We start from the raw sequence: 25219 nt of genomic DNA on the forward strand, positions 1-25219 counted from the left end.
CCACAGGGTTCTCCGTCGCTCCAAAAATCGGCGGTCAGGCCTCCACCATTCAGCGTTGTTCGATTGGCACGAACTTGCGCTGTTCGACGCCGACGTATTCGGCGCTCGGGCGGATGATGCGGTTGTTGGCACGTTGTTCGAACACATGCGCCGCCCAGCCGGTCAGGCGTGAGCACACGAAAATCGGCGTGAACAGCTTGGTCGGAATGCCCATGAAGTGGTACGCCGAGGCATGGTAGAAGTCCGCATTGGGAAACAGTTTCTTCTGCTCCCACATGGTCTTGTCGATGGCTTCGGAAACCGGGAACAACACGGTGTCGCCGACTTCGTCAGAGAGTTTTTTCGACCAGCCCTTGATCACTTCATTGCGCGGATCGTTGTCTTTGTAGATCGCGTGACCGAAGCCCATGATCTTGTCTTTGCGCTCGAGCATCGCAAGAGTGCCTTTGATCGCCTCTTGCGGCGACGCGAAGCGCTCGATCATTTCCATCGCCGCTTCGTTGGCGCCGCCATGCAGCGGGCCGCGCAGGGAACCAATGGCTGCGGTAACGCAGGAGAACAGGTCGGACAAGGTCGATGCGCAAACGCGGGCGGTGAAGGTCGACGCGTTGAACTCGTGTTCCGCATAAAGGATCAGCGAAACGTTCATCACCTTGACGTGCAACTCGCTCGGCTTCTTGTCGTGCAACAGGTGCAGGAAGTGCCCGCCAATCGACTCTTCATCGGTCACGCAGTTGATGCGTTTACCGTCATGGCTGAAGCGATACCAGTAGCACATGATCGCCGGGAACGCGGCCAGCAGCCGGTCGGTTTTGTCGTGTTGCTCGGAGAAGTCATGCTCCGGTTCAAGGTTGCCGAGGAACGAGCAACCAGTGCGCATCACGTCCATCGGATGCGCGTCGGCCGGGATGCGTTCGAGCACTTCCTTCAGGGCTTGCGGCAGGTCACGCAGCTTGCTCAGTTTGTTGATGTAGGCGGCCAGTTGCGCCTTGTTCGGCAGTTCGCCGTACAGCAGCATGTACGCCACTTCTTCGAAATGCGCCTGGGCCGCCAGTTCGCGAACGTCATAGCCGCGATAGGTCAGGCCTGCGCCTTCTTGGCCCACGGTGGACAATGCGGTTTGCCCGGCCACCTGGCCACGCAGCCCGGCGCCACTCAATACTTTTGCTTCGGCCATTGCTGTCTCCAATCTTGAATTTGTTAGGGAAACTTGTGGGAGCGAGCCTGCTCGCGATGGTGGATGGCTCACCTCGGTGCATCAGGAACACCGCGTTATCGTTAACGTCCATCGCGAGCAGGCTCGCTCCCACAGGGTTTGATTCAGTTCTTCTTCTGGGCAAACAACGCATCGAGCTTCTGCTCGAAGGTGTGGTAATCGATGCGATCGTAAAGCTCCATGCGGGTCTGCATGGTGTCGATAACGTTCTGTTGCGTACCGTCGCGACGGATCGCGGTATAGACGTTTTCCGCCGCTTTGTTCATCGCGCGAAAGGCCGAAAGCGGGTACAGCACCAGCGACACATCGGCAGCTTTCAGTTGCTCGGTGGTGTACAGCGGCGTGGCGCCGAACTCGGTGATGTTGGCCAGGATCGGCGCTTTGACGCGGCTGGCGAACAGCTTGTACATCTCAAGCTCGGTGATGGCTTCCGGGAACACCATGTCGGCGCCGGCTTCGATGCACGCCGCGGCGCGATCCAGTGCCGACTCCAGACCTTCCACCGCCAGGGCGTCGGTGCGAGCCATGATCACGAAGCTGTCATCGGTGCGCGCATCGACTGCCGCCTTGATCCGGTCGACCATTTCCTGCTGGGAAACGATCTCTTTATTCGGGCGGTGACCGCAGCGCTTGGCGCCGACCTGATCTTCGATGTGAATCGCTGCCGCGCCGAACTTGATCATCGACTTCACGGTGCGCGCGACGTTGAATGCCGAGGAACCAAAACCGGTGTCCACGTCCACCAACAGCGGCAGGTCGCAGACGTCGGTGATCCGGCGTACGTCGGTCAACACGTCATCGAGCCCGGTAATCCCCAGGTCCGGCACACCGAGAGAGCCGGCAGCGACCCCGCCACCAGACAGATAAATAGCCTTGAAACCGGCGCGCTTGGCCAGCAGCGCATGGTTGGCGTTGATCGTGCCGACCACTTGCAAAGGATGCTCGCTGGCAACCGCATCGCGGAAACGCTGGCCTGGTGTGCTCTTGTTCGAACTCATGACTCACCTCGTGGAGTGGCTGTCTGATGGGCACCGTCCTGATAGTGACGGGCGATATTGCGTTTTGAAGCGCCGATGTGACGACGCATCAACAACTCGGCCAATTCACCGTCACGGTCGGCGATGGCATCGAGAATCCGGTGGTGCTCGGCAAACGCCTGGCGCGGCCGATTGGGCGTGGCGGAAAACTGGATGCGGTACATGCGCACCAGTTGATACAGCTCGCCGCAGAGCATTTGCGTCAGTGTGCGGTTGCCGCTGCCTTGAATGATTCGGTAGTGGAAGTCGAAATCGCCTTCCTGCTGGTAATAGCCGACACCGGCCTGAAACGCCGCATCGCGCTCGTGGGTTTCCAGCACCCGACGCAACTCATCGATTTCTTCGGTAGTCATGCGCTCGGCGGCCAGACGACAGGCCATGCCTTCCAGGGACTCGCGAATTTCGTAGAGTTCAAGCAGTTCGGCATGACTCAGCGACACCACCCTGGCCCCTACGTGCGGGACGCGGACCAGCAGGCGCTGACCTTCGAGACGATGGATCGCCTCACGCAACGGCCCACGGCTGATGCCGTAAGTGCGCGCCAGTTCGGGCTCGGATATCTTGCTGCCCGGGGCGATCTCGCCTTTGACGATGGCCGCCTGAATGCGCCGGAAGACGTTTTCGGAAAGGGTTTCCGAATCGTCTGACGCCATCACCGGGGGATCGAGTTGATCCAGCATATTGTCGACACCTCATAAGCCAATGCGCCAAAAACTAACCAATATCGCGCAACCAGTCAAAGGGAAAAGAACTATTGTCGACAATCGTCTAATAAACGCCATAAGTAAAACCTAAGTAAAGGACAGACCCGCGGCTGGCGCCATAAAACCACCGTGCTAGAATGCCGCCCGCATTTGTCTGTCATCTTTTTATGGCAGGCACGAGAAGGAGCTTGTGCAGCAATGCCAGTCGCCTTGAACTGAAGAACGGACGGCACCGCGCCAGGATCTATGAGACTCAAGCCCTTCACCCTGTTGATCTGTCTACTCTGCCTGTCTGGACTCGCTATCGCGGGCGAAAAGACCGTGTATGGTCTCAACGAGTACGCTCAGCTGGCCGGGATTAACCTGGAAGTCGCAGCCAAACTCGACACCGGGGCCAAAACCGCTTCCCTCAGTGCCCGCGACATCAAGCGCTTCAAACGCAATGGCGAATCGTGGGTGCGCTTTTATCTGGCCATCGACACCGCCCACTCGCACCCGATTGAGCGCCCGTTGGCACGCGTCAGCAAAATCAAACGCCGCGCTGGCGACTTCGATCCCGAGGAAGGCAAGCAGTACACCGCTCGCCCGGTGATCGAGCTGGATATCTGCATGGGCACGGCGCTTCGCAGCATAGAAGTGAACCTGACCGACCGAAGTGCATTCCAATACCCGCTCTTGATCGGTTCCGAAGCCTTGAAACGCTTTGATGCGCTGGTCGACCCCAGTCTCAAATACGCTGCTGGCAAACCCGCCTGCGCCACCGACGCTCATACCGCAGAGTAATGCCCATGCGCTCCCTTACCCTCCACCTGAAAATCCTGATCGCCATATTGGTGGTGCTGGGCATTTCAGTTACGGCCTATCAGATTTTCGTGTTGGGCATTCCGGTAACCGAAGACGCCACCGACGACTTGTGGAACATCGACGCCAAGGTCGAGTTCGTCGCCAGTGCCAAGGACCCGGTCAAGATCCAGATGTTCGTGCCACCGCTGAGCCGCGACTACGTCAGCCTCAATGAAAGCTTTATCTCCAACAACTATGGCGTTGCGGTCAACCGCGTCGACGGCAACCGCAAGGTCACCTGGTCGGCACGTCGGGCCAAGGGCAACCAGACGCTTTACTACCGCCTGGTACTGACCAAGCGCTACACCGGTGAAAAATCCAAAGTCAAAGGCCCGACCTTCCGCGATAGCATCGCCGTCGAAGGCCCGGAGAAAGTCGCCGCCGATGCCCTGCTCGCCCCGATTCGCCAGCACTCGGCAGACGTCGAGACCTTCATCGGCGAAGCGATCAAACGCGTGAACAACGCCAATGACGACAACGCAAAACTGCTGCTGGCCGGTGACCCGTCACCGGCGCACAAAGCGAAAATCGTCGAGCTGCTGCTGTCCATTGCCCACGTACCGATGGAAAAGGTCCACACCATCCGCCTGGTCGCCGATCAACCACAAACCCCGGAGCTCTGGCTGCGTAGCTTCAACGGCACTGACTGGCTGTACTTCAACCCGGAAACCGGCGAGCAAGGCCTGCCCACCGATCGCCTGCTATGGTGGACCGGCGATGACAACCTGATCACCGTCGAAGGCGGCAAGAAAGCCAACGTCACCTTCAGCCTGAACAACAGCGAAATGAACGCCATTCGCCTGGCCAAGCTGACCGACGAAAACACCGACGCCAGCTTCCTTGATTACTCGCTGTACGGCTTGCCGCTGCAAACCCAGCAAACCTTCATGATCATGGTGATGATCCCGATCGGCGTACTGGTTATCCTGATCCTGCGCAATCTGATCGGCTTGCAGACCCTCGGCACCTTTACCCCGGTGCTGATTGCCCTGGCCTTCCGCGAAACCGGGTTGGGCTTCGGGATAGCACTGTTTACAGTGATCACGGCACTGGGGCTGTCGCTGCGCTCCTACCTTGAGCACCTTAAGCTGCAAATGCTCCCGAGATTGTCGGTAGTGCTGACCTTCGTCGTGGTGTTGATTGCCGCCATCAGCCTGTTCAGCCATAAACTGGGCCTGGAGCGCGGGCTATCGGTGGCGCTGTTCCCGATGGTGATCCTGACCATGACCATCGAACGCCTGTCGATCACCTGGGAAGAACGCGGCGCCGGCCATGCGTTGAAAGTCGCGATCGGCACGCTGTTCGCCGCCTCTCTGGGACACCTGATCATGAGCATTCCGGAACTGATTTATTTTGTGTTCACCTTCCCGGCGATCCTGTTGATCCTGGTAGGTTTCATGCTGGCCATGGGTCGCTACCGCGGCTATCGCCTGACCGAGCTGATGCGCTTCAAAGCCTTCGTCAAGGCCGATTCGTAATGTTCGGTTTCTGGAAGACCTGGAAGGCCCTGCACGCCCGGGGCATCATGGGTATCAATCGGCGCAACGCTGACTACGTACTCAAGTACAACAAGCGCAGCCTGTACCCGATTGTCGATGACAAGATCATCACCAAGGAACGCGCAATCAAGGCCGGCATTCACGTGCCGGAGATGTACGGTGTGATCTCCACCGAGAAAGAAATCGAAAAACTTGGCGAGATCATCGGCAACCACAGCGACTTTGTGATCAAACCGGCACAGGGTGCCGGCGGTGACGGCATCCTGGTGATCGCCGACCGCTTCGAAGGCCAGTACCGCACGGTTTCCGGAAGGATCATCAGCCATGAAGAAATCGAGCACCAGATCTCCAGCATCCTGACCGGCCTGTATTCCCTGGGCGGTCACCGCGACCGTGCACTGATCGAATACCGGGTGATTCCCGATCAAATCTTCAAAAGCATCAGTTATGAAGGCGTGCCGGACATCCGCATCATCGTGCTGATGGGTTACCCGGTGATGGCCATGCTGCGCTTGCCCACCCGGCAATCCAGCGGCAAGGCCAACCTGCACCAGGGCGCTATCGGCGTCGGTGTCGACCTGGCCACCGGCATGACCTTGCGCGGTACCTGGCTGAACAAATTCATCCTCAAACACCCGGACACCACCAACGCGGTAGATGGCGTGCAACTGCCCTACTGGGACGGTTTCATGAAACTCGCCGCCAGCTGTTATGAGCTGTGTGGCCTGGGCTACATTGGTGTCGACATGGTGCTGGACCAGGAAAAAGGTCCGCTGATTCTCGAACTCAACGCGCGGCCCGGGCTGAATATTCAGATTGCCAATGACTGTGGGTTGACCTCGCGCACTCATGCCGTCGAGGCTCGTCTGGAAGAGCTGAAGGCCAGAGGGATTACCGAAACGCCGCAAGAACGGGTCGAGTTTGTTCAGGAGATGTTTGGGCGCGTTCCCTCGGTTGACGGCTGATTCGAGACCGAGGCGAGCTCATCGCGAGCAGGCTCGCTCCCACAGTGGATTTTCGGTGTTCACAAACCCCTGTGGGAGCGAGCCTGCTCGCGATGGCGGCCTGATATTCACCAAAGCCTTCAGCCCTGCCTCCAACCTGCCAATCACCAACATCCCCTCTAGGAGCAAATCCCGCAGAGGACTACAATCGCCACCCCGCCTCGATGGCTGATCTGCCCCGCTCATGTTGACCTGCTCCGTATACCCGCTTCCCTATCGCGCCAACCCCGCCGAGTATTTCGCGGCGATTCGTCATGCCCCGGGCAGCGTGCTGCTCGACAGTGGCCGACCGAGTGCCGAGCGCGGACGCTATGACGTGCTCAGCGCCTGGCCTCTGGCAACACTGGCGGTATCGCCTGACGAAAGTGGCGGCGCATTCCTGCAACGCCTGCGCGCCACGCTGGCCCGGCTCGGCGATGCAGCGATCCCGGCTCCCTACGAATTACCGTTCGCGGGCGGCTTGATCGGCTACCTCAGTTACGATTTCGGCCGCCACCTGGAGGCCCTGCCCTCCCAGGCTCTCGATGACCTGCAACTGCCCGATGCGCGCTTCGGCCTGTATGACTGGGCATTGATCAGCGATCACCTGATCGGCAGCAGTCAGTTGGTGTTCCATCCCAACCTGATCGAATCCGAGCGCCAACGTCTGATCGAACTCTTTAGCCAGCCAGCGACTGCGGCTGCCGCGCCGTTCACCCTGAACGGCGCCATGAATCCCGACCTCAGCGCCAGCGACTATCAGCAGGCGTTCGTGCGTATTCAGCAGTACATCCAGGCCGGCGACTGCTATCAGGTCAACTTCGCACAGCGCTTTCGCGCACAGTGTCAGGGCGATCCGTGGGCCGCGTATTGCGCGCTGCGGGCAGCTTGCCCAACACCGTTCTCTGGTTTCCAGAGCTTGCCCGACGGCGGCGCGGTGCTGAGCCTGTCACCAGAGCGTTTCGTCAAAGTCAGCAAAGGCCACGTGGAAACCCGCCCAATCAAAGGCACCCGTCCGCGTGGGCAGAACGCCACCGAAGACGCGGCCAACGCCGCCGAACTGTTGGCCAGCCCCAAGGATCGTGCGGAAAATCTGATGATCGTCGACCTGTTGCGTAACGATCTGGGCCGCACCTGCCGCATCGGCTCGGTGCGCGTACCCGAGTTGTTCAGCCTGGAAAGCTACCCCAACGTGCATCACCTGGTGAGTAGCGTCACCGGCGAATTGGCTGACAACAAAGACGCCCTGGACCTGATCGCCGGCAGTTTCCCCGGTGGCTCGATCACTGGCGCGCCGAAAATCCGCGCCATGCAAATCATCGACGAGCTGGAACCAACCCGCCGCGGCTTGTACTGCGGTTCGCTGCTGTACCTGGACGTACGCGGGGAAATGGACAGCTCGATCGCCATCCGCAGCTTGCTGGTCAAGGATGGTCAGGTCTGCTGCTGGGGCGGTGGCGGGATCGTCGCCGATTCGGACTGGCAGGCCGAGTATCAGGAATCGATTACCAAAGTGAAGGTGTTGCTCGAAACCCTGCAAAACCTCTAGCAGATGATCGTTCCCACGCTCCCGCGTGGGAATGCAGCCCGTGACGCTCCGCGTCACATTCAGAAGCGGACGCAGAGCGTCCATTGAGGCATTCCCACGCAGAGCGTGGGAACGATCTTCAGGTGTTTACAGGCTCAACTCGCGGTTCGAGGCCTTGAGGAATTCCTGCTTCAGCTCGGCAAAGCTGTGCACCGCCGGGAACTGCGGGAATTCGCGGATCACGTTGTCTGGCGCGTGGAACAGGATCCCGGCGTCCGCCTCGCCCAGCATGCTGGTGTCGTTGTACGAATCACCGGCGGCGATCACCCGATAGTAGAGGCTCTTGAAGGACAGTACCGACTGACGCTTGGGATCTTTCTGACGCAGTTGATAACCCGTCACTCGACCCGCGTCATCCGTAATCAGACGATGGCAGAGCAAGGTCGGGAAGCCCAGGTGACGCATCAGCGGTTGGGAAAATTCGTAGAATGTGTCGGAAAGAATCACCACCTGGAAACGCTCGCGCAGCCAGTTGACGAACTCTATGGCACCGTCCAGCGGCTTCAGGGTGGCGATCACCTCCTGAATGTCGGACAGCTTCAAGTCGTGCTCGTCGAGGATGCGCAAGCGCTGCTGCATCAGCACGTCGTAATCGGGGATATCCCGGGTGGTTGCCTTGAGGGATTCAATCCCGGTTTTTTCGGCAAAGGCGATCCATATCTCCGGGACCAACACACCTTCCAGATCGAGACAGGCAATTTCCACAAGACACTCCCATTTGTACTGATTATTGAGTTGAGCGAGCAAAAGGACTGCCGAACTCTAGCGAGTCGTACCGAGCGACGCAACGCAGACGAGCGCCCCCGTCTTCTCGGGATTTTGCTACCATCGCCACCATATAGAGCGCTTAGCGCCACCGACCTGTAGGAAACCGCCCTGATGAGCCCATCGTTCGACGTCACTGAACTTGCCGCGACCTATGCCACCAAATCCGCCCAGGACATTCTCAAACTCGCCTTTGCCGAGTTCGGGGACGACCTGTGGATCTCCTTCAGCGGCGCCGAAGACGTCGTGCTGGTGGACATGGCCTGGAAAATCAACAAGAACGTCAAGGTCTTCAGCCTCGACACCGGACGCCTGCATCCGGAAACCTATCGCTTCATCGATCAGGTACGCGAGCACTACAAGATCGAGATCGAACTGGTCTCGCCGGACCATACAAAGCTTGAACCGTTCGTCAAAGAAAAAGGCCTGTTCAGCTTCTACAAGGATGGCCATGGCGAATGCTGCGGCATCCGCAAGATCGAACCGCTACGGCGCAAGCTGTCCACTGTCAGCGCCTGGGCCACCGGCCAGCGTCGCGACCAGAGCCCGGGCACCCGTAGCCAGGTTGCCGTGCTGGAAATCGACAGCGCGTTCTCGACGCCAGAGCGCACCCTGTACAAATTCAACCCGCTGGCACAAATGACCAGCGAAGAGATCTGGGGCTATATCCGCATGCTGGAGCTGCCGTACAACAGCCTGCATGAACGCGGCTTTATCAGCATTGGCTGTGAACCGTGCACCCGCCCGGTGCTGCCAAACCAGCACGAGCGCGAAGGTCGCTGGTGGTGGGAAGAAGCCACGCAGAAAGAATGCGGCTTGCACGCGGGCAACATCATCCAGAAAGCCTGATCCCCGCCCTGCGAAATTCCCCCTGTGGGAGCCACGCTCCCACATCAGCTCCGTGTCGTATGCAAAATTTGCAATCAATGGAGATCCCATGTGGGAGCGTGGCTTGCCCGCGATGGCAGCACCTCGATCCTGCACCAAGCTCAAACAGCACTGAACCGCTGCGCCAACTGCTGCTCGGCGAACTGCTCGATGATGAAATCCACGAACGCCCGCGTCTTGCCCGGCAACAGTTTGTGTTCGGCGTAGTAGATCGAGATATTGCCGTCATCGACGTACCAGTCCGGCAGCACGCGCTGCAAAGTGCCGGCATTCAGGTAGCCGACCGCAAACGGCATGCTCACCAGTGCAATACCCAAGCCTTGCGCCGCAGTGGCGCAAGCCGCTTCGGAGTCACTCATGGTCATCCGCGCCTTGAGGCTCAGCGGGCTGTGTTCCTGACGACGGCTGGTCAGTTGCCAGGAGCGCACGCGGCCCGTCTGCGGTGAACGAATCAGAATCCCGTCGCAGTCGCTTAAATCATCCGGCTCGCGAATCGCCTCGCGTTGCGCCAGATAGTCCCTGGATGCCACCAACACTCGATGGGCCGGCGTCAGCTTACGCACCACCACTCCTGGCGGCAGTTCAAAACCGCCACCAATCGCCGCGTCAAAACCTTGGCCGATCAAATCGACCTGGCGGTTATCAAAATGCCAATCCGGATTGATCGCCGGAAAACGCCGCAGAAACTCACCCAGCAGCGGCACGATGTACAGCCGCCCAAACACCGTGCCCATGCTGACTTTCAGCGTCCCGGCCGGACGCCCTTCGGCACTGGCCAGATTGGCCACCGCGTTCTGAATGGTGTGCAGACTGGCACTGACTTCGCCGAGAAACAGCTGACCGGCTTCGGTCAACGTCAGGCTGCGTGTACTGCGCTGAAACAGCCGAACACCCAGGCGCGACTCAAGCTTGGCGACACTTTTGCCGACCGCCGCCGGGGTCAGGCTCAAGCGCCGCGCGGCTTCGGCGAAGCTGCCGACCTCGGCGCTGCGCACGAAGCATTCGATACTGCTGAAGGTTTCCATGGCCGCCACTATAAACTTTTGGTTTACACAGACTATAGCAATGACCGTCTACACAGGGGGTAATCCAGTATCGATACTAGGCTCCATCAACCGAGACATCTCGCCTCGGGACTTTGGAGATCGACATGACCACTCAGAACCTTAGCGGTAAAGTAGCGCTGATCCAGGGCGGCTCCCGCGGCATCGGCGCCGCCATCGTCAAACGCCTGGCCGCTGAAGGCGCTTCGGTTGCCTTCACTTATGTCAGCTCGGCAGCCAAGGCTGAAGAATTGCAGAACAGCATCATCGCTACCGGTGGCAAAGCCCTGGCCATCAAAGCCGACAGCGCTGATGCAGCAGCCATTCGCAATGCCGTCAACAGCACCGTCGAAAGCTTTGGTCGCCTCGATATTCTGGTCAACAACGCCGGTGTGCTGGCCGTCGCCCCGCTGGAAGACTTCAAACTCGAAGACTTCGACCAAACCCTGGCGATCAACGTACGCAGTGTGTTCATCGCGACTCAAGAAGCGGCCAAACACATGACCGCAGGCGGTCGCATCATCAACATCGGCAGCACCAACGCCGACCGCATGCCCTTCGCCGGTGGCGGCCCTTACGCCATGAGCAAGGCGGCGCTGGTCGGCCTGACCAAAGGCCTGTCCCGCGACTTGGGCCCGCGAGGCATCACCATCAATAACGTGCAGCCTGGTCCGGTCGATACCGACATGAACCCGGCTCACGGTGAGTTCGCCGAGAGCCTGATCCCGTTGATGGCCGTTGGTCGTTATGGCACCGCCTCCGAGATTGCCAGTTTCGTTGCTTACCTGGTCGGCCCCGAAGCCGGCTACATCACCGGCGCCAGCCTGAGTATCGACGGTGGTTTTGGCGCCTGATTCAGCGTTTTGGCAGCATAAAAAAACGCCGGGCAACCTTTGATCAGGTTGCCCGGCGTTTTGTCGTTCAGCGTTTGCCCGTTACATCTGTTCAAGTGCCGGCAAGCCATACGCGTGCGGCTGGAACGCTTTCAACGTACGAAGAATGCTGTCGGCATGCGCGTATTTTTCGTCGGCCATGGCCGCATCCGGCACAGCAATTGCGGTCATCCCCGCCGCTTTTGCTGCTGTGACGCCAAACGGCGAGTCTTCAAACACCAGGCAATCGCGCGGCGCCACACCCAAACGTCGCGCGGCGGTGAGGAAAATATCCGGCGCTGGTTTCGCCGCGCCGACCTCAGGGTCATCAGCGGTCACAATGGTGTCGAATAGCGCAAACCAATCGCCATGCAATGTGGTTTTCTGCCCGAAGGACTGACTCGAAGAGCTGGTGCCCACGGCAATCGGAATATTGTTCGCCTTCAAATGCTCAACCAGCTCCCGCGCTCCCGGCATCGCCAGCGCACGCGGGAAACGTTCACGCATCAACGGCTCGCGGATCAGCAGAAACTCTTCGGCACTGATCGGCAGCTCCAGCGCCTCGACGACATAGCGCGCCAGATCACCAGCACCGCGGCCGATGATGTTCTGCTTGATGTGCCAGTCGAAGGTTCGGCCGTAGCGTTCGGCAATGATTTGCGTGACCTCGGTGTAGATACCCTCGGTATCGAGCAGCAAACCATCCATATCGAAAATCACGGCCTTGATCGGGCCGAAGTCGAGCGGTGCATTCATCGCATCTGATCCGTTATCAACACAACATTCCGGGAGGCGGCTCAGGTACGGCCAGTGCCTTGATCGATCAAAGACGGATCAATCGAAGGGCTCAGCAGCATAGCGAGCGCTGTTCACATGCGGCAACTGTTTGCCGCCCCCCGCCCTCGGATCACGACCTAGGGTGTGTAGTGAGCGCAAGGGAAGCGCCACGCGGTTACTTATAGAAATATAAGAAAACCATTGCATAACTTATGGAAGACTTATTAAGCTCTCATGAACGAAATCTACTGGACCCGCAAAGCCGTAAAGCAATTGCTCAGGGTACACACGGAGCACCGGGCACAAATCCGCGATGCCGTGACGCAACTGGAGCGCATGCCCGACGTAGTCAACGTCAAGGCGCTGGCCCTGCACGATTGCGGGTATCGCCTGAGAGTCGGTAGCTACCGGGTTCTGTTTGACTGGGACGGCTCAGTCCAGGTAGTCAGCATTCAAGAGGTCAAAAAACGTGACGAACGCACCTACTGACATACAAATCATCAACGGCCCGGACGGTGAGCCGGCCTTTGTGGTCATCCCCTACCAGCAATATGTCGCTCAACACGGCGGCACCGAGCTGATTCCTCATCAGGTGGTCAGCCGTATTGTCGACGGTGCTACCCCAATCCGCGCCTGGCGTGAACACTTGAACCTGACTCAGGAAGAAGTGGCAAAGCGGATGGGGATTTCACAACCTGCGTTCGCCCAGCAAGAGGCGGTGAACAAACCGCGTCGCGCCACTCGGGAAAAGATCGCCATGGCGTTCGGGATCAGGGCTGATCAGCTGGAGTTGTGAAGTCCGGGTCATTGCAGGTTCTGAATTCAGGCAGCGCACTAGCATGGGGTGCCAGGGGTCGAGTGCCCCAGAATGAAAAAGCCCGGCAATCAGCCGGGCTTTTTCAAATCGTACCGCTGGTATCAGTGCGCTTACTTGCCCATGAGCGCGCCGCCGGCTGCGCCACCAAGGCCTGCACCGATGGCGGAGCCGGTCTTGCCGCCCAGCGAGTTGCCGATGACCGAACCACCCGCCGCGCCTACACCACCGCCGATTGCAGCTTTGGCTCGGTGACCTTTGCGTGCGCCGGCAGCACTGCCTGCCGCGCCTGCAACGCCAGCACCGATCGCCGCGCCGGTGCTGCCACCGAGCTTCTGACCGACCACATTACCCAGCGCACCACCCAGGCCGCCGCCGAGCGCTGCGCTGCCATCACCAGCCATTGCGCCTTGAGCGACCAGAAGACCCAGAACCAGAGCAGGCAAAGTTAAACGCATGACATGAACCTCAAAAAGGGTACTGATTAGTAAAAAACCGGATGCTTAAAAAGGCCGTCGGTTCAGTCGAAGAACCGGCCCAACCCTCATGAGCGCGAGGGTTGGACAGTTTATACGCAAAGAGTTTTATCGCAGGCAAAAAAAAGCCCGCTGGGGAGACGGGCTAATGGAATTGCTTTTTAACGGATCAGTTGAGCCTACGGATAGGCTTGTGAAAGAAGCGTGAAAGAAACGCCCGAGAATCAATAATGTTGATACCGCGCATGACACGTCGCAAGCCTCCACTCCCCCTGCGCCACGCCGCACGCTCATACATCACTCACAAAAAACCCCGTTCAATGGCGGGGTCTGCATACCTTTCGATTACTTGCGTACAGGCACTGAGACCTTGGGCATGAACGGCTTTGCGGTGGTTTTTGTCACCGCCGGCAGCCTGGCCTTGCCCGGCTTGGTCGGCGTTTCACCAAACCCCGCCACATAATCCGTCTGACCACATTGCACACAATTGTTGACCGGATACTCAGCGCCATCATCTTCAATGTAAGGAATGCTCATCTATCAGTCCCTCCAGACAGATCGATACCGGCAAGCAACTGATTGCCTAAAAAAAATACCGACCTTCAAGGTTTCTGAGACTAGTCGGTCATTCCCAGACCAATAATTCAATTGTCCAACACCCGACGAACGGCCAGGAAAAGCCTCTGACTTCCTCGACCTGTTTCTGACAGATAAAACGTCAATCAGCCTATTTGAGCGTCACCGCCGTTCCGGTCACAAACACCACCAGCATGCTGCCCCTGCCCGAGGGCATACTGATCTCGAAGTCCACCCCGACCACCGCATCCGCCCGAAGACTCTGTGCACGCTCCTTGAGCTCTTCCGTTGCCTGGGCTCGCGCCTCCTTCAACGCCCTTTCCAACGTCTGGGAACGCCCGCCGAAGAAATCCCGCATTCCGGCGAACATATCCCGCACAACGTTGATGCCCTGCACGGATTCGGCGCTGACAATGTCCAGGTAGGCTGCGATCTGACGGCCTTCGATGGATTGGGTGGTGGTGATGATCACGTGGCATTCCTTTATTGACTGAGTATCAGCCATGCTGCTGACTGAGGCTGGAGAGACATACATACTAAGGACTAAGTTCAACCCGCGGTTTTGATGTTGGGTGCACAGGAGGCTGTATGACGGTATTTTTACTGCTGTACCTATGCACTGACGCCACCCGCACTGACTGCCAGGTGATACCCGTCGAACACTGGGTACGCGCTGACGCTTACAAACAATGCCTTGCTGCTGCCAAAAAGCTGACGGTAGATCTCACGGCCAAGAATCGAAAGAGCAATTACTTTGTCTGCGAAACTCAAGTCGGTCAGTGACCACCAATGAAGACACCTGTTAGCGCTCTTGCATCAGGAAAAAGTCGCCAAGCCGTCTCGTCGAATACACCCCATGCCCACCAACGCCGCTTCGACAGCCTCATCCAACGGCGTATGCGGTTCGCTCCCCAGCACCTCGATCAATCGCGCATTGTCCATCTGCAACGGTGTGCTCCACAAATAACGCATCTCCAGCATTTCACGGAAGGTCACAACAAAAGGCGAAGCCATTTTCAGCAACCACCACGGAAACGCTGTCACACGCGGCTCGATGCCCGTGTGCCGATAAACAACACGCTGGATAGCACGGCTCATTCGGGTACCGTCGGTATCCAGATGACCAGCCATATGAAATCTTTCAAAGGCTTGAAGTGTGGTGCGGCGCTCCAGCAACTCGACTATGGTCCGCGCGACGTCAGGCAGATAGGCCCACTGATGAGCAACGCCCTGCTCGCCAGGATAACTCACTGCTTTGACGGGCTTCCCCGGCTTGATCAAGCCTAGGGAAAACCAGTTGCTACCGGCTCGCGGCCCGAAAAAATCTCCGGCGCGAACGATCAGCGCACGAGCACCATTGTCAGCAGCCTCGCGCAAGCGTTGCTCCATCTCCACCCGAATAGCACCTTTTCGGGTAAGCGGCTGCTGCGGTGAGCTTTCATGCACTACCGGAAAAGCATCAGGGCCAAAGTTATAAACCGTGCCGGGCAGCACGATGGTTGCACCCTCGACCACGGCCGCAGCGATGGTGTTGTCGAGCATCGGCAACACCAGTTCCGGCCATCGACGATAGCCCGGTGGATTGACCGCATGCACAATCACCGAGCAGCCCTTCGCGGCCTCGATAACATCCTGCCGATTCAGCGCATCACCGCGTAACCACGTGATGTCCGCTTGTTGATTGACAGCCTTTTCGAGATGACGTGTTAGCGCGCACACCTCCCAACCGGCGTCTTTCAATTGACGCGCCACTTCCCCGCCAATCCCTCCTGTCGCTCCCAGTACCAGCACTTTATTGCTGTTCATGCCTGACGCCTCAAGGTTATAGAGGGCTTGATCCTGAGCGAATGGACGCTATAGATAAATTGCAGAAGATCAGTGAGACGCTATACATTTATGCATGGCATCGAATATTGGTTGGGAGCTCTATCGATCCTTCCTGGGCGTACTCAATGAAGGATCGCTGTCGGGCGCGGCGCGCTTGCTCGGCATCACACAGCCAACGGTCGGCCGGCACATCGCCGCGCTCGAAAAGGCGCTGGGTGTTGTTTTGTTTACACGATCACAAACAGGGCTGATACCCACTGAAGTGGCACTGACCCTGCGCGCCCACGCACAAACCATGGAAAATACAGCGGCCTCGATTGAGCGAGCCGCCTCAAGTCAGGGCGCGGCTGTACACGGGATTGTCCGTATTTCAGCCAGCGACGTGATTGGCGTCGAGGTGTTGCCGCCTATCATCACCCGGCTTCGCCAACAGCACCCGGCGTTGAAAGTAGAACTCGTACTGACTAACCGCGTGGTCGATCTCTTGCAGCTCGAAGCGGACATCGCCGTGCGCATGATGCGCCCCCGCCAAGAGCAACTCGTGGCACGCCGGATCGGTCAAATCGAACTCGGGCTGCATGCGCGCGCCGAGTACTTGAGCCAACATGGCATGCCGCGCGACCTCAACGAACTGGCCGGCCATTCGATCATCGGCTACGACCAGCCGAACGCCTTTATCCGCAGTATCAGCAAGTCCATCAAAGGCATTGACCGCCAGCTCTTCTCACTGAGCAGCGACAGCGATCTGGCGCAGTTAGCATTGATACGCGCGGGGGCCGGTATCGGCTTCTGCCAGGTTCCGCTGGCCAAGCGTGATGCAGCATTGCAACGCGTGCTGTCGACGTCGTTTTCGCTGGGACTGGAAACCTGGGTCACCATGCACGAGGACTTGCGCAATAGCCCGCGATGCCGCACGACCTTCGACGCATTGGTTGAAGGGTTGCAGCACTATGCCAATCAGGACGCTCTGGATTATTGAATTGCTAAAGGGGACGGCTTACTCGGTGTAGCTTTTAATAAGCACTGACGTTACTGACGTACTTCAAATCGCAACTGGCAAACCCTGCTCGCGCAGAATTCACCAGCCTTCAGCACACTATCCGACGGGTTAAGCTTTAGTGTTGATGAGCTCGCCGGTTATCTGCCCATTACCATTCACAACCCCGGTAGCAGGCGCTTTGGACGGCGTTGCAGCACCTACGTGCAGGTGTTTGTGTTGATGCTTCTGCATCAATAGTTGAGCTTGATGATCACCATGCCCAGCCTCTTGAGCAGTTTGTGCTGCGGTCTCGTTGGCTTCTTTCGATGCTGCCGCAACGTTACTGGCAACGCTGGTGGAGCTGGTGGATGCAGTTGCCTGATCGGCTTGCGCCTTGGGCTGACTTTGGGCAGAACTGAGCCCGTTGATAGTCACTGGGTTGGAAGCCGAAATTGCTCCGATGGACATAGGTAACTCCTGAATAAGTGGATTACACACGCGTGAATCGTTAAGGCGATTTGCGTCAACGTTACCCTTTGAGTCCTGCCCTTTGCCTGTACCTCCTCACTCTCAGTCAACGGCGCCGCAGAGCTTGGGTTTCGGGTTGTAGGGTTAGCGTCGGATAGAGGTGAAAACTTCGTGGTTTCCCGAATAAAAAATCCGAAAGCGGCGCATTGAGGTAGCGCCTTTGACAAACACTACCGTTACAATTTGACACTTATTCACTCCCCAAAGATCAAAGTCATGACTGAAGACTTCGAAGTCCCTAGTCCGCACGAAAAGCATCTGGAACACGCTACCGAACACGCCCAGGCCCGCGGGGACAGTTTCGCCAGCAAGATTGCGGTGATGACGGCAATCATGGCAACCATCGGTGCCATGCTCAGCTATCAGGCGGGCTCCACGGAAAGCGAAGCGGCCATGGACAAGAACAACGCCGCCATCAAGAAAACCGAAGCCTCCAACCAATGGAATTACTACCAGGCCAAATCCAGCCGACAAAACCTGTCTGAACTGGCGATACACATCCCCGGCCTCGATGCTGCGCACTACACCGCCGAAGCGCAACGCTACAAAACTGAAAAAGAAGCGGTGCGCAAGCAGGCGGAGATACTCGAAGCGGAAGCTCGCGAGTGGGATGCAAAGTCAGAATTGGTATTGCACCAGCATCACCGCTGGGCACAGGCGATGACGGCGATTCAGATTGCCATATCACTGGCGGCGATCACCTTGTTGACGCGCAAGGAATGGCTGAAACGGGTGGCGTACAGTGCAGCAGGCATTAGCGTCGTGCTGGGTTCGCTGGCGTGGTTGCATCTATAAGTTTTTGAGGGGGGCGACGTCAGCTCCCCCCGCCACCCTGACTTTTGAGCGCCTATCGAACGATTTCGTGGGAAACAAGGCGCCCAGGATCGAGATCACGGACTCCTTGTCGCTGCATAAGACTTATGAGCTACAAACAGTCGTGCACCGACTTCATCAGCGCACTGGACTTGGCCCACGGCGGGCCTTGATACAGCGAAATGCGGCTCCCATTCTTGTACTTCACGATATCCAGCGTCTCATCGGCCGTCACAACGCTTGGCGCAGTAATCCTGTAGCCGTTTGAAATCGTAGTCTGTGTGGTTTTAGGGATCTCGCGCTGCCAGGCCGGCAGAACGCACTGGGCGTAATCCTTGGGAACCTTGGCAGTGATCTCGCTGACATTCGGTTCTCCCGGAACCAAGGAGGCCGGCAAAGAGCACCCAGCCAACGCTGCAACAGCAAGCGCACCTATCAAAACTCGCATAATTATTCTCTGCAATAAAATGTGGCAAATGTAACGCGAGGCCGGGTAGACATCCAGCGTAATTGAGGGAACGCTCTGTTGCAAAATTGAGAACAAATCTATCGAAAAGGAACCTTTTCGCGCGCATCTGAAAGTCGTTCCTGCTCCTTTTCGCAAGTCCCGCATTCTGGCTTGACGCTTCGTCGCCTCGTCGTTGATAGCCTCTGGGCCCAGGAGCACACTCCAAATCGCTGACGGAACCAGCCCCCAAACAAAAAGCCCACCACGCGTGGGCTTTCTGTTATCTGCCTTTCCCTCGCACGCCAATGCCTCAGCCCTGAGAATATTTGGCGCGCACCGCCGAACTTGACTTTACTTCTATTGATGCACCCAGGAGTTTCTTCACGACACTCATTATCGGGAGCCCAGTCATGAACACCCCTCTATTTGCGCTGGTCGTCGTGCTGTCCGCGGTGGCTGGATGCAGCTCCGAGACATCGGTCTATCGAGAGCAACCGCTGGTCGCAAAGGTAGAAATGGGCATGAGCAAGGATCAAGTCCAGCAAATCGGTGGCAAGCCTTTATCAATCAGTGATCGCACCGTCGAGCCTGGCACCTGTTTTGACTACATGCTCACGCAAGCCGGCCAAAAGCACACGTTCAATGTCAGTTTTGATGGCCGAGGCAAAGTCGACCACAAGAGCTTTATGACGTGCGCGGAATGGAGTCATGTGCAACAAAAAGCCAGAGAGCCATCCGGCAGCATGGGAGGCGGTGGCGGGTACTAAAGTTGATGCAATGCAGCAACACCTGCCCCAACAAAAGTAGCGCAGGGTTTCGGCCGGACGCTTGATCGGCTCCGGCCTTTTACATTCTGGTCCTGTGCAATCCCTGCCGTTCATGGGTGGCCTTGAGGTCGTGCCCTCGGCCAGTGACCGGTTCGAAAATCTGAGCATGCAGCGATCCGCCCGGATCAACTCGACATTGGCAGGAAAGGGGTAGGAAAGCTGATTCGATGAGGTGACGTAACTCAATGATGACGCCTTTCAGAACAGGAGCCAGCCGAGGTGCTCTTGTTTGATGTTGTGGCAGGGGCCAGAAGCATTAATGCCTGAACACAGACCTCAAACCACCGTGCGCAGTGACGGTGTTTTCAATCTACGCCTCGAGTAGCCGACTGTTAGACCGTTTCGCAGTGGTGGGTAACCTTAACGTCTACGCTTATCGCAGGTGGACGGCATTCATCTTCGACGGTGTCCCTCAATCCACACTCCGCCCGTCACAGTACTATCGAGGTGTATCAATGGAAGTCGAGAGCACTCAGCGCGCGAATGTCTTTCGGGTTCTGTGGGGACGCCTGAAAGAACATCCTCTGGCGAAGCTGGGGCCTGGACTCATTACCGGCGTGGCCGATGACGACCCCAGCGGCATCGCCACCTACTCACAAGCGGGCGCTCAATTCGGCCTGAACATGCTGTGGACAATGCCACTAGCCTTTCCTTTGATGGCCGCCGTTCAATCGATGTGCGCAAACCTCGGCCGAGTGACCGGAAAGGGACTCGCCGCCAACATCAAAACAGCGTTTTCGCCGACCGTACTACAAAGCGTGGTGCTGCTACTGCTCATCGCCAATACGCTGAACATTGCCGCCGACGTGGCTGCCATGGGAGAAGTTGCGGAGCTGGTCAGCGGCGTCAATCGACACCTGATGACTGCAATCTTCGTGTTCGGGACGCTGGCGCTACAAATGTTCGTCCCTTACCACCGCTACGTTTTTTTCCTGAAGTGGCTGACGCTTTCGCTGCTGGCTTACGCAGCCGTGCTGTTTACGGTGCATATCCCGTGGGAGCAGGTCGCCTTGCGCACGGTCTGGCCCAGATTCACCCCGGACGCTACCGCCGCCGCAGTCGTCGTGGCGCTTTTCGGCACGACCATCAGCCCTTATCTGTTTTTCTGGCAGACCTCTGAAGAGGTCGAGGACATGCAGAGAACCCCTCGCAGTGCACCGCTCAATCAAGACCCGCGCAGCGCGCGCAAGGAACTGCGACGCATCCGCTGGGACACCTGGAGCGGCATGCTCTACTCCAACATCACCGCCTACTTCATCATTCTCGCGACGGCCGTGACCCTTAATGTGGCGGGCGTGACCGACATCAACACTGCGGCGCAAGCAGCCAGCGCATTGCGGCCACTCGCCGGCGACTTCGCCTACCTGCTCTTCGCCCTTGGCATACTGGGCGTGGGCATGATCGGCGTGCCGGTGCTGGCGGGTTCTGGCGCCTACGCCCTTTGCGAAGCGATGGGTTGGAACGAAGGCCTCGAACGCAAAGTGCGCAACGCCCGAGGCTTCTACAGCATCATCGCCATCAGCGTGCTTGCTGCACTCGCCATCCAGTATTCGCCCATCAGCCCCATGAAAGCATTGTTCTGGAGTGCCGTGATCAACGGGATCGTTGCGGTACCGCTGATGGTCGTCATCATCATGACGGTTTCGAAGAAGTCGGTGATGGGTGATTTCACGGTGAGCCGGCCGTTGACCGTTCTGGGCTGGGTTGCGACGGCTGTCATGGGTGCGGCGGCGGTGGCAATGTTTATACCGGGGTGAGTCTGGCCGGGGTGTGGCGAAGGGGTTGGTTGCGCGGCCATCAACGGCGACATAACCCGCCAGCATTAAGGGACGTGGATCAATAGGGCCTGATAGTGTTTAGAGAAGCTTGATCAACACCGCAGTGACTGCCGCCACCGTGCCGATCAGGCCCGTCGCAACAGCTACCGGATACCAAAAAGTTTCACGGGTCATCTTGCCGGCCTCGGCGTTCAGCTTGCGCTGCTCAGCCATCAGCTTGACGATTTCCACATGTACCTTTTCCAGCTCGGCCTGTTGCAGGGTCAGTTTCTGCATAACGTTCGTCCTTTCGGGTGGCGGATTGCGTCGGGTGTGCTGCGCTTTGATTCATTTTCTACCCTGAAGGTGTGAAATGAATACCCCCTCCCCGGCTTGCTTCGTGTGAAGCGCTGAAGCCCATGGAAGCGCACAAGCACCTGGCTTTGCAGCGTTGCTTCCTACACCGCCATCATTTGCCCTACAGCAATTTCGGAAGCACCTTCGCCTATACCGTGAACGTATTTACCAAGAAATATATCCGTTCCCATTGTTTGAGTGCGGATAGCAGGGAGACCGGGTTTGACGACCCGATCCATGCATGAATCAATCCATGGCACTCCATCGCGCAATCCAAACGAATCTGCCCTGCGCGTCTTGTGCCACGCCAACCCCACCTGCTTCGGGATCGGCGTGGCACTGTTGCCATATACGCAGAGAATCAGGCTATCGATTGAACCGCTCGACCAGTGAGTACTGGGTGGCCGCCGTTTTCGTCAGCTCGTTGCTGAGCTCTGCCGAGTGATGGGCTTGCTCTGACGTCTGATCTGCCAGGTGTGCAATGGTGCTGATATTGCGGCTGATTTCCTCGGCAACGGCGGTTTGCTCTTCAGTCGCAGCCGCAATCTGAGTGGTCATGTCGGTGATATTGGCTACCGCTTCACTGATACCCACCAACGCCTTGTCTGCCTCAAGTACCCACGCCACGCCCTCTTCGGCCTGACGATGACCGTTTTCCATGGTCTGCACAGCGTTATTGGAGGACGCCTGGAGCTTGGTGATCAGGCCATGGATCTGTGTCGTCGACTCGGTCGTGCGCTGCGCCAACTGACGAACCTCGTCAGCCACCACGGCGAAGCCTCGACCCATATCGCCGGCACGTGCCGCTTCGATCGCGGCATTCAGGGCCAGCAGGTTCGTTTGATCGGCAATGCCCTTAATCACGTCGACGACTGTTCCGATTTCATTGCTGTCCTTGGCCAACTGCGCCACCGTTTGCCCGGTTTCACCCACCACGGCGGAGAGTCGCTCGATGGCTTCGCGGGTGTCTCTGGCCACATCGCGTCCGCGCCCGGTCAGCTGGTTAGCCTCCTGGGTGGCATCAGCGGTGCGCTGGACATGGCTCGCGACTTCCTGTGTGGTCGCCGCCATTTGATTGACCGCGGCGGACACTTGCTCGGTTTCGACACGCTGACGATCAAGACCTTGTGAGCTATCGGACGCCAGAACGTTGGATCTCCCGGCAAGCCCGCTGAGTTGCTCTGCAGTGTCTTGAAGGCGTGTCAGGCAGGTTTTCAGGCGCGCATCCTGGCTGACAAAAGCCGTTTCCAAACGTGCTTGAGGTCCACACTCATCGCTGTACATCTGCGCGATGAGTTGATCGGACGTGGAAGATTCAGCCATCTGCAACAGATGCAGAGTGCCTCGCTTTTGCCAGCGGGACGTCATCAGGCCGAGCGGAACCGAGACGCCTGCCGCGACGACAAAAGCCAGCGTGGAATTGAGCAACATCCCCCCCAAAGTGCCCGCCAGCCCCATAACCAGATACGGCAGGCAATCCTGGAGGACAGGTTGCCATTTGTCTCGAGCGGGAATGGCCGGTTTCCCCTGACTGATGCGCTTGTAGAGAGCTTCGGCGCGGCGGATCTGTTCGGCGGTGGGTTTGACCCGGACCGACTCAAAACCAACCACTTGGCTGCCTTCAAAAATCGGCGTGACATAAGCGTTGACCCAGTAGTGATCGCCATTCCTGGAACGGTTCTTGACGATCCCCATCCAGGGATTCCCTTGCTTGAGAGCACCCCACATATGGGCAAAAACGGCGGGTGGCACATCAGGATGGCGAACGATGTTTTGAGGGGCGCCAATCAGATCGGCGCGGTCGAAACCACTGATCTCGACGAAGGCGTCATTGCAGTAAGTGATGACGCCTCGGGCATCTGTTGTCGAGATCAGTTTTTGTTGCGGTGCAAGCGCGATTTCACGTTGCGTAACGGGTTGGTTGTTTCTCATTCCTGCAGCTCCCTGTGTCCTGTAAAAGTGCCATCGGCAGACACCAGGAAAAGGTTAGCTGTGCTTTATTAAAAATCCCTTTAATAACAATGAGTTGCATTATACCAACTCAGTTAGATCGGATCCAAATCAGCATGTCGCTATATCGTTGAATACCCTGGATAAATAGCATTTCAAACAGGCTGGAGACTTTCATGGACGACCTGAAAGCTCGCCTCATCTCTAACAACGCGGAATGAGATATCAGCCCTGCCCACCAAATAGTTGCGAGCGCGTGACGCGTGGGGCGACGCATTGGAGTGACAGTGATCAGAGTAGGATAAGATGCCTGTAAATCAGGCTCGCTATGAGTAGCCCCGCATGACAGATAACAGTCGGAACACCACCCGTCTGATCAAGAAGTACCCGAATCGCCGTCTATATGACACGCACACCAGCAGTCATTTGACCCTTGCGGATATACGCCAATTGGTCGTCGATAAAATCCCGTTCGAGGTGGTCGACGCCAAGACCGGCGAGGATCTGACCCGAAGTATTTTGCTGCAGGTCATTCTGGAAGCCGAAAGTGGCGGTGAGCCGATATTCTCCAGTGAGATGCTCATGGGGATTATTCAGTTCTACGGTCCCTACCAGAGCGTCCTCGGCAGCTACCTGGATAAAAGCATCCAGACGGTTATCGACATCCAGTCCCAGACCGGAGCTCAGTCCTCTGAAGCCTGGAGCGAGTTCATGCACCAGCAAGCACCGGTCATGCAGGATTTGATGCGCCAGTATGTCGACCAGTCAAAAGCCCTCTACCTGAACACTCAGAACCTCTTCGGCCTGTTCGGCGGCATGCCACCAGGCAAGCCAGCTGCCGGTGGCGGGACGAAAAAAAATGGCGATGGGGAGTAAACCCATCGCCATCAGTTCAACCGCTCTAATGTGACTTACTTGTTGCCGCTTGTGGCCTTGGCACCTGGAGCGGTTTTGCCGGCTGCTGCGGTCGCTGCGTCAAAACCGCTCTGGGCAACGTCAGCAGCCTGTTTTACGGCTTTCTGTGCGCTTTCAAAAACGGTACCGGCATTCGCCAGCGACGACTTGAATGCGGCCACAACAGGCTCGGAGCCAGCCGGTGCATTCTTGCTGATCACGTCAACGAACTCTTGCACCTGCTGGGTGCCCGCCTCGACCTGACGCGAGGTCAGTTTGGTGATTTCCGAGTGAGTGCCGACAATCAACGCTTGCACTTGGCGATTGAACTCAGCCAAGCGTTCGGCTTGCACATTTGGCTGGGTGAAAGAAGCCTGGAGCTCAGCGAACCCTTGTGGATCACGGACTGCCAGCAGCTTGCGAAAGACGTCGAATTGTTCCTCGGTGGAGGCCTGCAGTGTCTTGAACTGCAGTTGGCTGAGCTGTTCAACACTGGAGAAGATTTTGCCGCTGATTTGCTGCAGGAGGTCTAGGTTGGCTTTCTGAGCGTCTTGCAATTTTTCCGAGTTGAAAAAAGACATGCTTGAATCTCCTGATTCTGGAAGGCCGACACGGGCCTGAGGACGCGATAGCGATCCTGCTGGTCATCGCGCTAGATTTAATTTTGCAGCGCACATTTTTTTTTGGCAATGGTTTTTTGTGCAGCGCACAAAAGTTTTTCCTCTACTGCCGATATTCGCTATAGACTCCTGACATCA

General features: G+C 57.6%; 29 protein-coding genes. 13 read left to right on the forward strand and 16 right to left on the reverse strand.

Annotation, left to right across the window (positions count from 1 at the left end; all coding sequences use genetic code 11):
• Window positions 1-49: 49 nt before the first annotated feature.
• From prpC to BK658_RS15365, 3 genes are all read right to left on the reverse strand, one after another.
• Entirely contained in the window at window positions 50-1177 is a 1128-nt protein-coding gene (gene prpC / locus BK658_RS15350; RefSeq protein WP_123583001.1) for a bifunctional 2-methylcitrate synthase/citrate synthase, read from the reverse strand.
• Window positions 1178-1320: 143 nt separating this feature from the next.
• Complete coding sequence (prpB, locus tag BK658_RS15360; protein ID WP_123583003.1) at window positions 1321-2214, reverse strand: methylisocitrate lyase; 894 nt, start codon at window positions 2212-2214, stop codon at window positions 1321-1323.
• Complete coding sequence (locus BK658_RS15365; RefSeq protein ID WP_123583004.1) at window positions 2211-2933, reverse strand: GntR family transcriptional regulator; 723 nt, start codon at window positions 2931-2933, stop codon at window positions 2211-2213. Before BK658_RS15365 ends, prpB begins: the two co-directional genes overlap by 4 nt.
• A gap of 270 nt (window positions 2934-3203) precedes the next feature.
• On the opposite strand from BK658_RS15365, the gene rloA reads away from it, so the two are divergent.
• From rloA to pabB, 4 genes are all read left to right on the forward strand, one after another.
• Window positions 3204-3740 carry a retropepsin-like aspartic peptidase RloA gene (gene rloA / locus BK658_RS15370; protein WP_123583005.1) on the forward strand — a complete coding sequence of 179 codons (537 nt, stop codon included), beginning with the start codon at window positions 3204-3206 and terminating at the stop codon, window positions 3738-3740.
• Between the two features lie 5 nt (window positions 3741-3745).
• Window positions 3746-5278 carry an osmotic stress tolerance membrane protein RloB gene (rloB, locus tag BK658_RS15375; RefSeq protein ID WP_123583006.1) on the forward strand — a complete coding sequence of 511 codons (1533 nt, stop codon included), beginning with the start codon at window positions 3746-3748 and terminating at the stop codon, window positions 5276-5278.
• Window positions 5278-6264: an alpha-L-glutamate ligase-like protein gene (locus BK658_RS15380; RefSeq protein ID WP_123583007.1), complete on the forward strand. Its 987-nt coding sequence runs from the start codon at window positions 5278-5280 to the stop codon at window positions 6262-6264. Before rloB ends, BK658_RS15380 begins: the two co-directional genes overlap by 1 nt.
• A gap of 223 nt (window positions 6265-6487) precedes the next feature.
• On the forward strand, window positions 6488-7831 hold the full coding sequence (gene pabB / locus BK658_RS15385; protein WP_123583008.1) for an aminodeoxychorismate synthase component I: 1344 nt from the start codon (window positions 6488-6490) through the stop codon (window positions 7829-7831).
• A 126-nt stretch (window positions 7832-7957) separates the two neighbouring features.
• On the opposite strand, the gene thrH is transcribed toward pabB, so the two are convergent.
• Window positions 7958-8575, reverse strand: a complete 618-nt coding sequence (gene thrH, locus BK658_RS15390; protein ID WP_123583009.1) for a bifunctional phosphoserine phosphatase/homoserine phosphotransferase ThrH — start codon at window positions 8573-8575, stop codon at window positions 7958-7960.
• 174 nt (window positions 8576-8749) lie between these two features.
• Here thrH and BK658_RS15395 point away from each other — a divergent pair, with 174 nt between their 5' ends.
• The gene (locus BK658_RS15395; RefSeq protein ID WP_054593268.1) at window positions 8750-9484 is read left to right on the forward strand and encodes a phosphoadenylyl-sulfate reductase; all 735 of its coding nucleotides are present in this window, start codon (window positions 8750-8752) and stop codon (window positions 9482-9484) included.
• Window positions 9485-9624: 140 nt separating this feature from the next.
• Here BK658_RS15395 and BK658_RS15400 read toward each other — a convergent pair whose 3' ends face one another.
• The gene (locus BK658_RS15400; protein WP_123583010.1) at window positions 9625-10548 is read right to left on the reverse strand and encodes a LysR family transcriptional regulator; all 924 of its coding nucleotides are present in this window, start codon (window positions 10546-10548) and stop codon (window positions 9625-9627) included.
• 125 nt (window positions 10549-10673) lie between these two features.
• Between BK658_RS15400 and BK658_RS15405 the strand changes: the two genes are divergently transcribed.
• Window positions 10674-11420, forward strand: a complete 747-nt coding sequence (locus BK658_RS15405; RefSeq protein WP_123583011.1) for a 3-oxoacyl-ACP reductase family protein — start codon at window positions 10674-10676, stop codon at window positions 11418-11420.
• An 81-nt stretch (window positions 11421-11501) separates the two neighbouring features.
• Here BK658_RS15405 and BK658_RS15410 read toward each other — a convergent pair whose 3' ends face one another.
• Window positions 11502-12194 (reverse strand): HAD-IA family hydrolase, encoded by a 693-nt coding sequence (locus BK658_RS15410; RefSeq protein WP_123583012.1) that lies wholly within the window; start codon window positions 12192-12194, stop codon window positions 11502-11504.
• A gap of 255 nt (window positions 12195-12449) precedes the next feature.
• On the opposite strand from BK658_RS15410, the gene BK658_RS15415 reads away from it, so the two are divergent.
• On the forward strand, window positions 12450-12704 hold the full coding sequence (locus tag BK658_RS15415; RefSeq protein ID WP_123583013.1) for a type II toxin-antitoxin system RelE family toxin: 255 nt from the start codon (window positions 12450-12452) through the stop codon (window positions 12702-12704).
• On the forward strand, window positions 12685-13011 hold the full coding sequence (locus tag BK658_RS15420; protein WP_019689429.1) for a helix-turn-helix domain-containing protein: 327 nt from the start codon (window positions 12685-12687) through the stop codon (window positions 13009-13011). The genes BK658_RS15415 and BK658_RS15420 overlap by 20 nt, the downstream gene beginning before the upstream one ends.
• Before the next feature lie 131 nt (window positions 13012-13142).
• On the opposite strand, the gene BK658_RS15425 is transcribed toward BK658_RS15420, so the two are convergent.
• From BK658_RS15425 to BK658_RS15445, 4 genes are all read right to left on the reverse strand, one after another.
• Window positions 13143-13487 carry a hypothetical protein gene (locus BK658_RS15425; protein WP_019689428.1) on the reverse strand — a complete coding sequence of 115 codons (345 nt, stop codon included), beginning with the start codon at window positions 13485-13487 and terminating at the stop codon, window positions 13143-13145.
• A 363-nt stretch (window positions 13488-13850) separates the two neighbouring features.
• A complete protein-coding gene (locus tag BK658_RS15430) occupies window positions 13851-14042 on the reverse strand; it encodes a hypothetical protein (protein ID WP_123583014.1) in 192 nt (63 codons plus the stop codon).
• A gap of 190 nt (window positions 14043-14232) precedes the next feature.
• Window positions 14233-14553, reverse strand: coding sequence for a YbjQ family protein (locus BK658_RS15435; RefSeq protein ID WP_123583015.1), 321 nt, complete (start codon window positions 14551-14553; stop codon window positions 14233-14235).
• Window positions 14554-14897: 344 nt separating this feature from the next.
• On the reverse strand, window positions 14898-15887 hold the full coding sequence (locus tag BK658_RS15445; RefSeq protein WP_123583017.1) for an SDR family oxidoreductase: 990 nt from the start codon (window positions 15885-15887) through the stop codon (window positions 14898-14900).
• 94 nt (window positions 15888-15981) lie between these two features.
• Here BK658_RS15445 and BK658_RS15450 point away from each other — a divergent pair, with 94 nt between their 5' ends.
• Window positions 15982-16887: a LysR family transcriptional regulator gene (locus BK658_RS15450; RefSeq protein ID WP_123583018.1), complete on the forward strand. Its 906-nt coding sequence runs from the start codon at window positions 15982-15984 to the stop codon at window positions 16885-16887.
• Between the two features lie 129 nt (window positions 16888-17016).
• On the opposite strand, the gene BK658_RS15455 is transcribed toward BK658_RS15450, so the two are convergent.
• Window positions 17017-17355, reverse strand: a complete 339-nt coding sequence (locus BK658_RS15455; RefSeq protein ID WP_123583019.1) for a hypothetical protein — start codon at window positions 17353-17355, stop codon at window positions 17017-17019.
• A gap of 276 nt (window positions 17356-17631) precedes the next feature.
• On the opposite strand from BK658_RS15455, the gene BK658_RS15460 reads away from it, so the two are divergent.
• Window positions 17632-18210, forward strand: a complete 579-nt coding sequence (locus BK658_RS15460) for a DUF4337 domain-containing protein (RefSeq protein ID WP_123583020.1) — start codon at window positions 17632-17634, stop codon at window positions 18208-18210.
• A gap of 130 nt (window positions 18211-18340) precedes the next feature.
• Here the strand turns inward: BK658_RS15460 and BK658_RS15465 are convergent, their stop codons facing one another.
• Entirely contained in the window at window positions 18341-18676 is a 336-nt protein-coding gene (locus BK658_RS15465; protein WP_123583103.1) for a hypothetical protein, read from the reverse strand.
• Between the two features lie 410 nt (window positions 18677-19086).
• Here BK658_RS15465 and osmE point away from each other — a divergent pair, with 410 nt between their 5' ends.
• A complete protein-coding gene (gene osmE / locus BK658_RS15470) occupies window positions 19087-19443 on the forward strand; it encodes an osmotically-inducible lipoprotein OsmE (protein ID WP_123583021.1) in 357 nt (118 codons plus the stop codon).
• Between the two features lie 79 nt (window positions 19444-19522).
• Here osmE and BK658_RS15475 read toward each other — a convergent pair whose 3' ends face one another.
• Window positions 19523-19747: a DUF1652 domain-containing protein gene (locus BK658_RS15475; RefSeq protein WP_311196263.1), complete on the reverse strand. Its 225-nt coding sequence runs from the start codon at window positions 19745-19747 to the stop codon at window positions 19523-19525.
• Window positions 19748-19958: 211 nt separating this feature from the next.
• Here BK658_RS15475 and BK658_RS15480 point away from each other — a divergent pair, with 211 nt between their 5' ends.
• On the forward strand, window positions 19959-21260 hold the full coding sequence (locus BK658_RS15480; protein ID WP_123583022.1) for an NRAMP family divalent metal transporter: 1302 nt from the start codon (window positions 19959-19961) through the stop codon (window positions 21258-21260).
• A gap of 99 nt (window positions 21261-21359) precedes the next feature.
• Here the strand turns inward: BK658_RS15480 and BK658_RS15485 are convergent, their stop codons facing one another.
• Both BK658_RS15485 and BK658_RS15490 read right to left on the reverse strand, forming a co-directional pair.
• Window positions 21360-21557 carry a hypothetical protein gene (locus tag BK658_RS15485; RefSeq protein WP_123583023.1) on the reverse strand — a complete coding sequence of 66 codons (198 nt, stop codon included), beginning with the start codon at window positions 21555-21557 and terminating at the stop codon, window positions 21360-21362.
• Between the two features lie 426 nt (window positions 21558-21983).
• Complete coding sequence (locus BK658_RS15490) at window positions 21984-23549, reverse strand: methyl-accepting chemotaxis protein (protein WP_123583024.1); 1566 nt, start codon at window positions 23547-23549, stop codon at window positions 21984-21986.
• A 360-nt stretch (window positions 23550-23909) separates the two neighbouring features.
• On the opposite strand from BK658_RS15490, the gene phaR reads away from it, so the two are divergent.
• Complete coding sequence (phaR, locus tag BK658_RS15495) at window positions 23910-24443, forward strand: polyhydroxyalkanoate synthesis repressor PhaR (protein WP_123583025.1); 534 nt, start codon at window positions 23910-23912, stop codon at window positions 24441-24443.
• Between the two features lie 35 nt (window positions 24444-24478).
• Here phaR and phaP read toward each other — a convergent pair whose 3' ends face one another.
• Window positions 24479-25042 carry a TIGR01841 family phasin gene (phaP, locus tag BK658_RS15500; protein ID WP_123583026.1) on the reverse strand — a complete coding sequence of 188 codons (564 nt, stop codon included), beginning with the start codon at window positions 25040-25042 and terminating at the stop codon, window positions 24479-24481.
• Window positions 25043-25219 lie beyond the last annotated feature (177 nt).

This window comes from Pseudomonas brassicacearum, from assembly GCF_003732175.1.
Classification (GTDB): Bacteria; Pseudomonadota; Gammaproteobacteria; order Pseudomonadales; family Pseudomonadaceae; genus Aquipseudomonas; species Aquipseudomonas brassicacearum_G.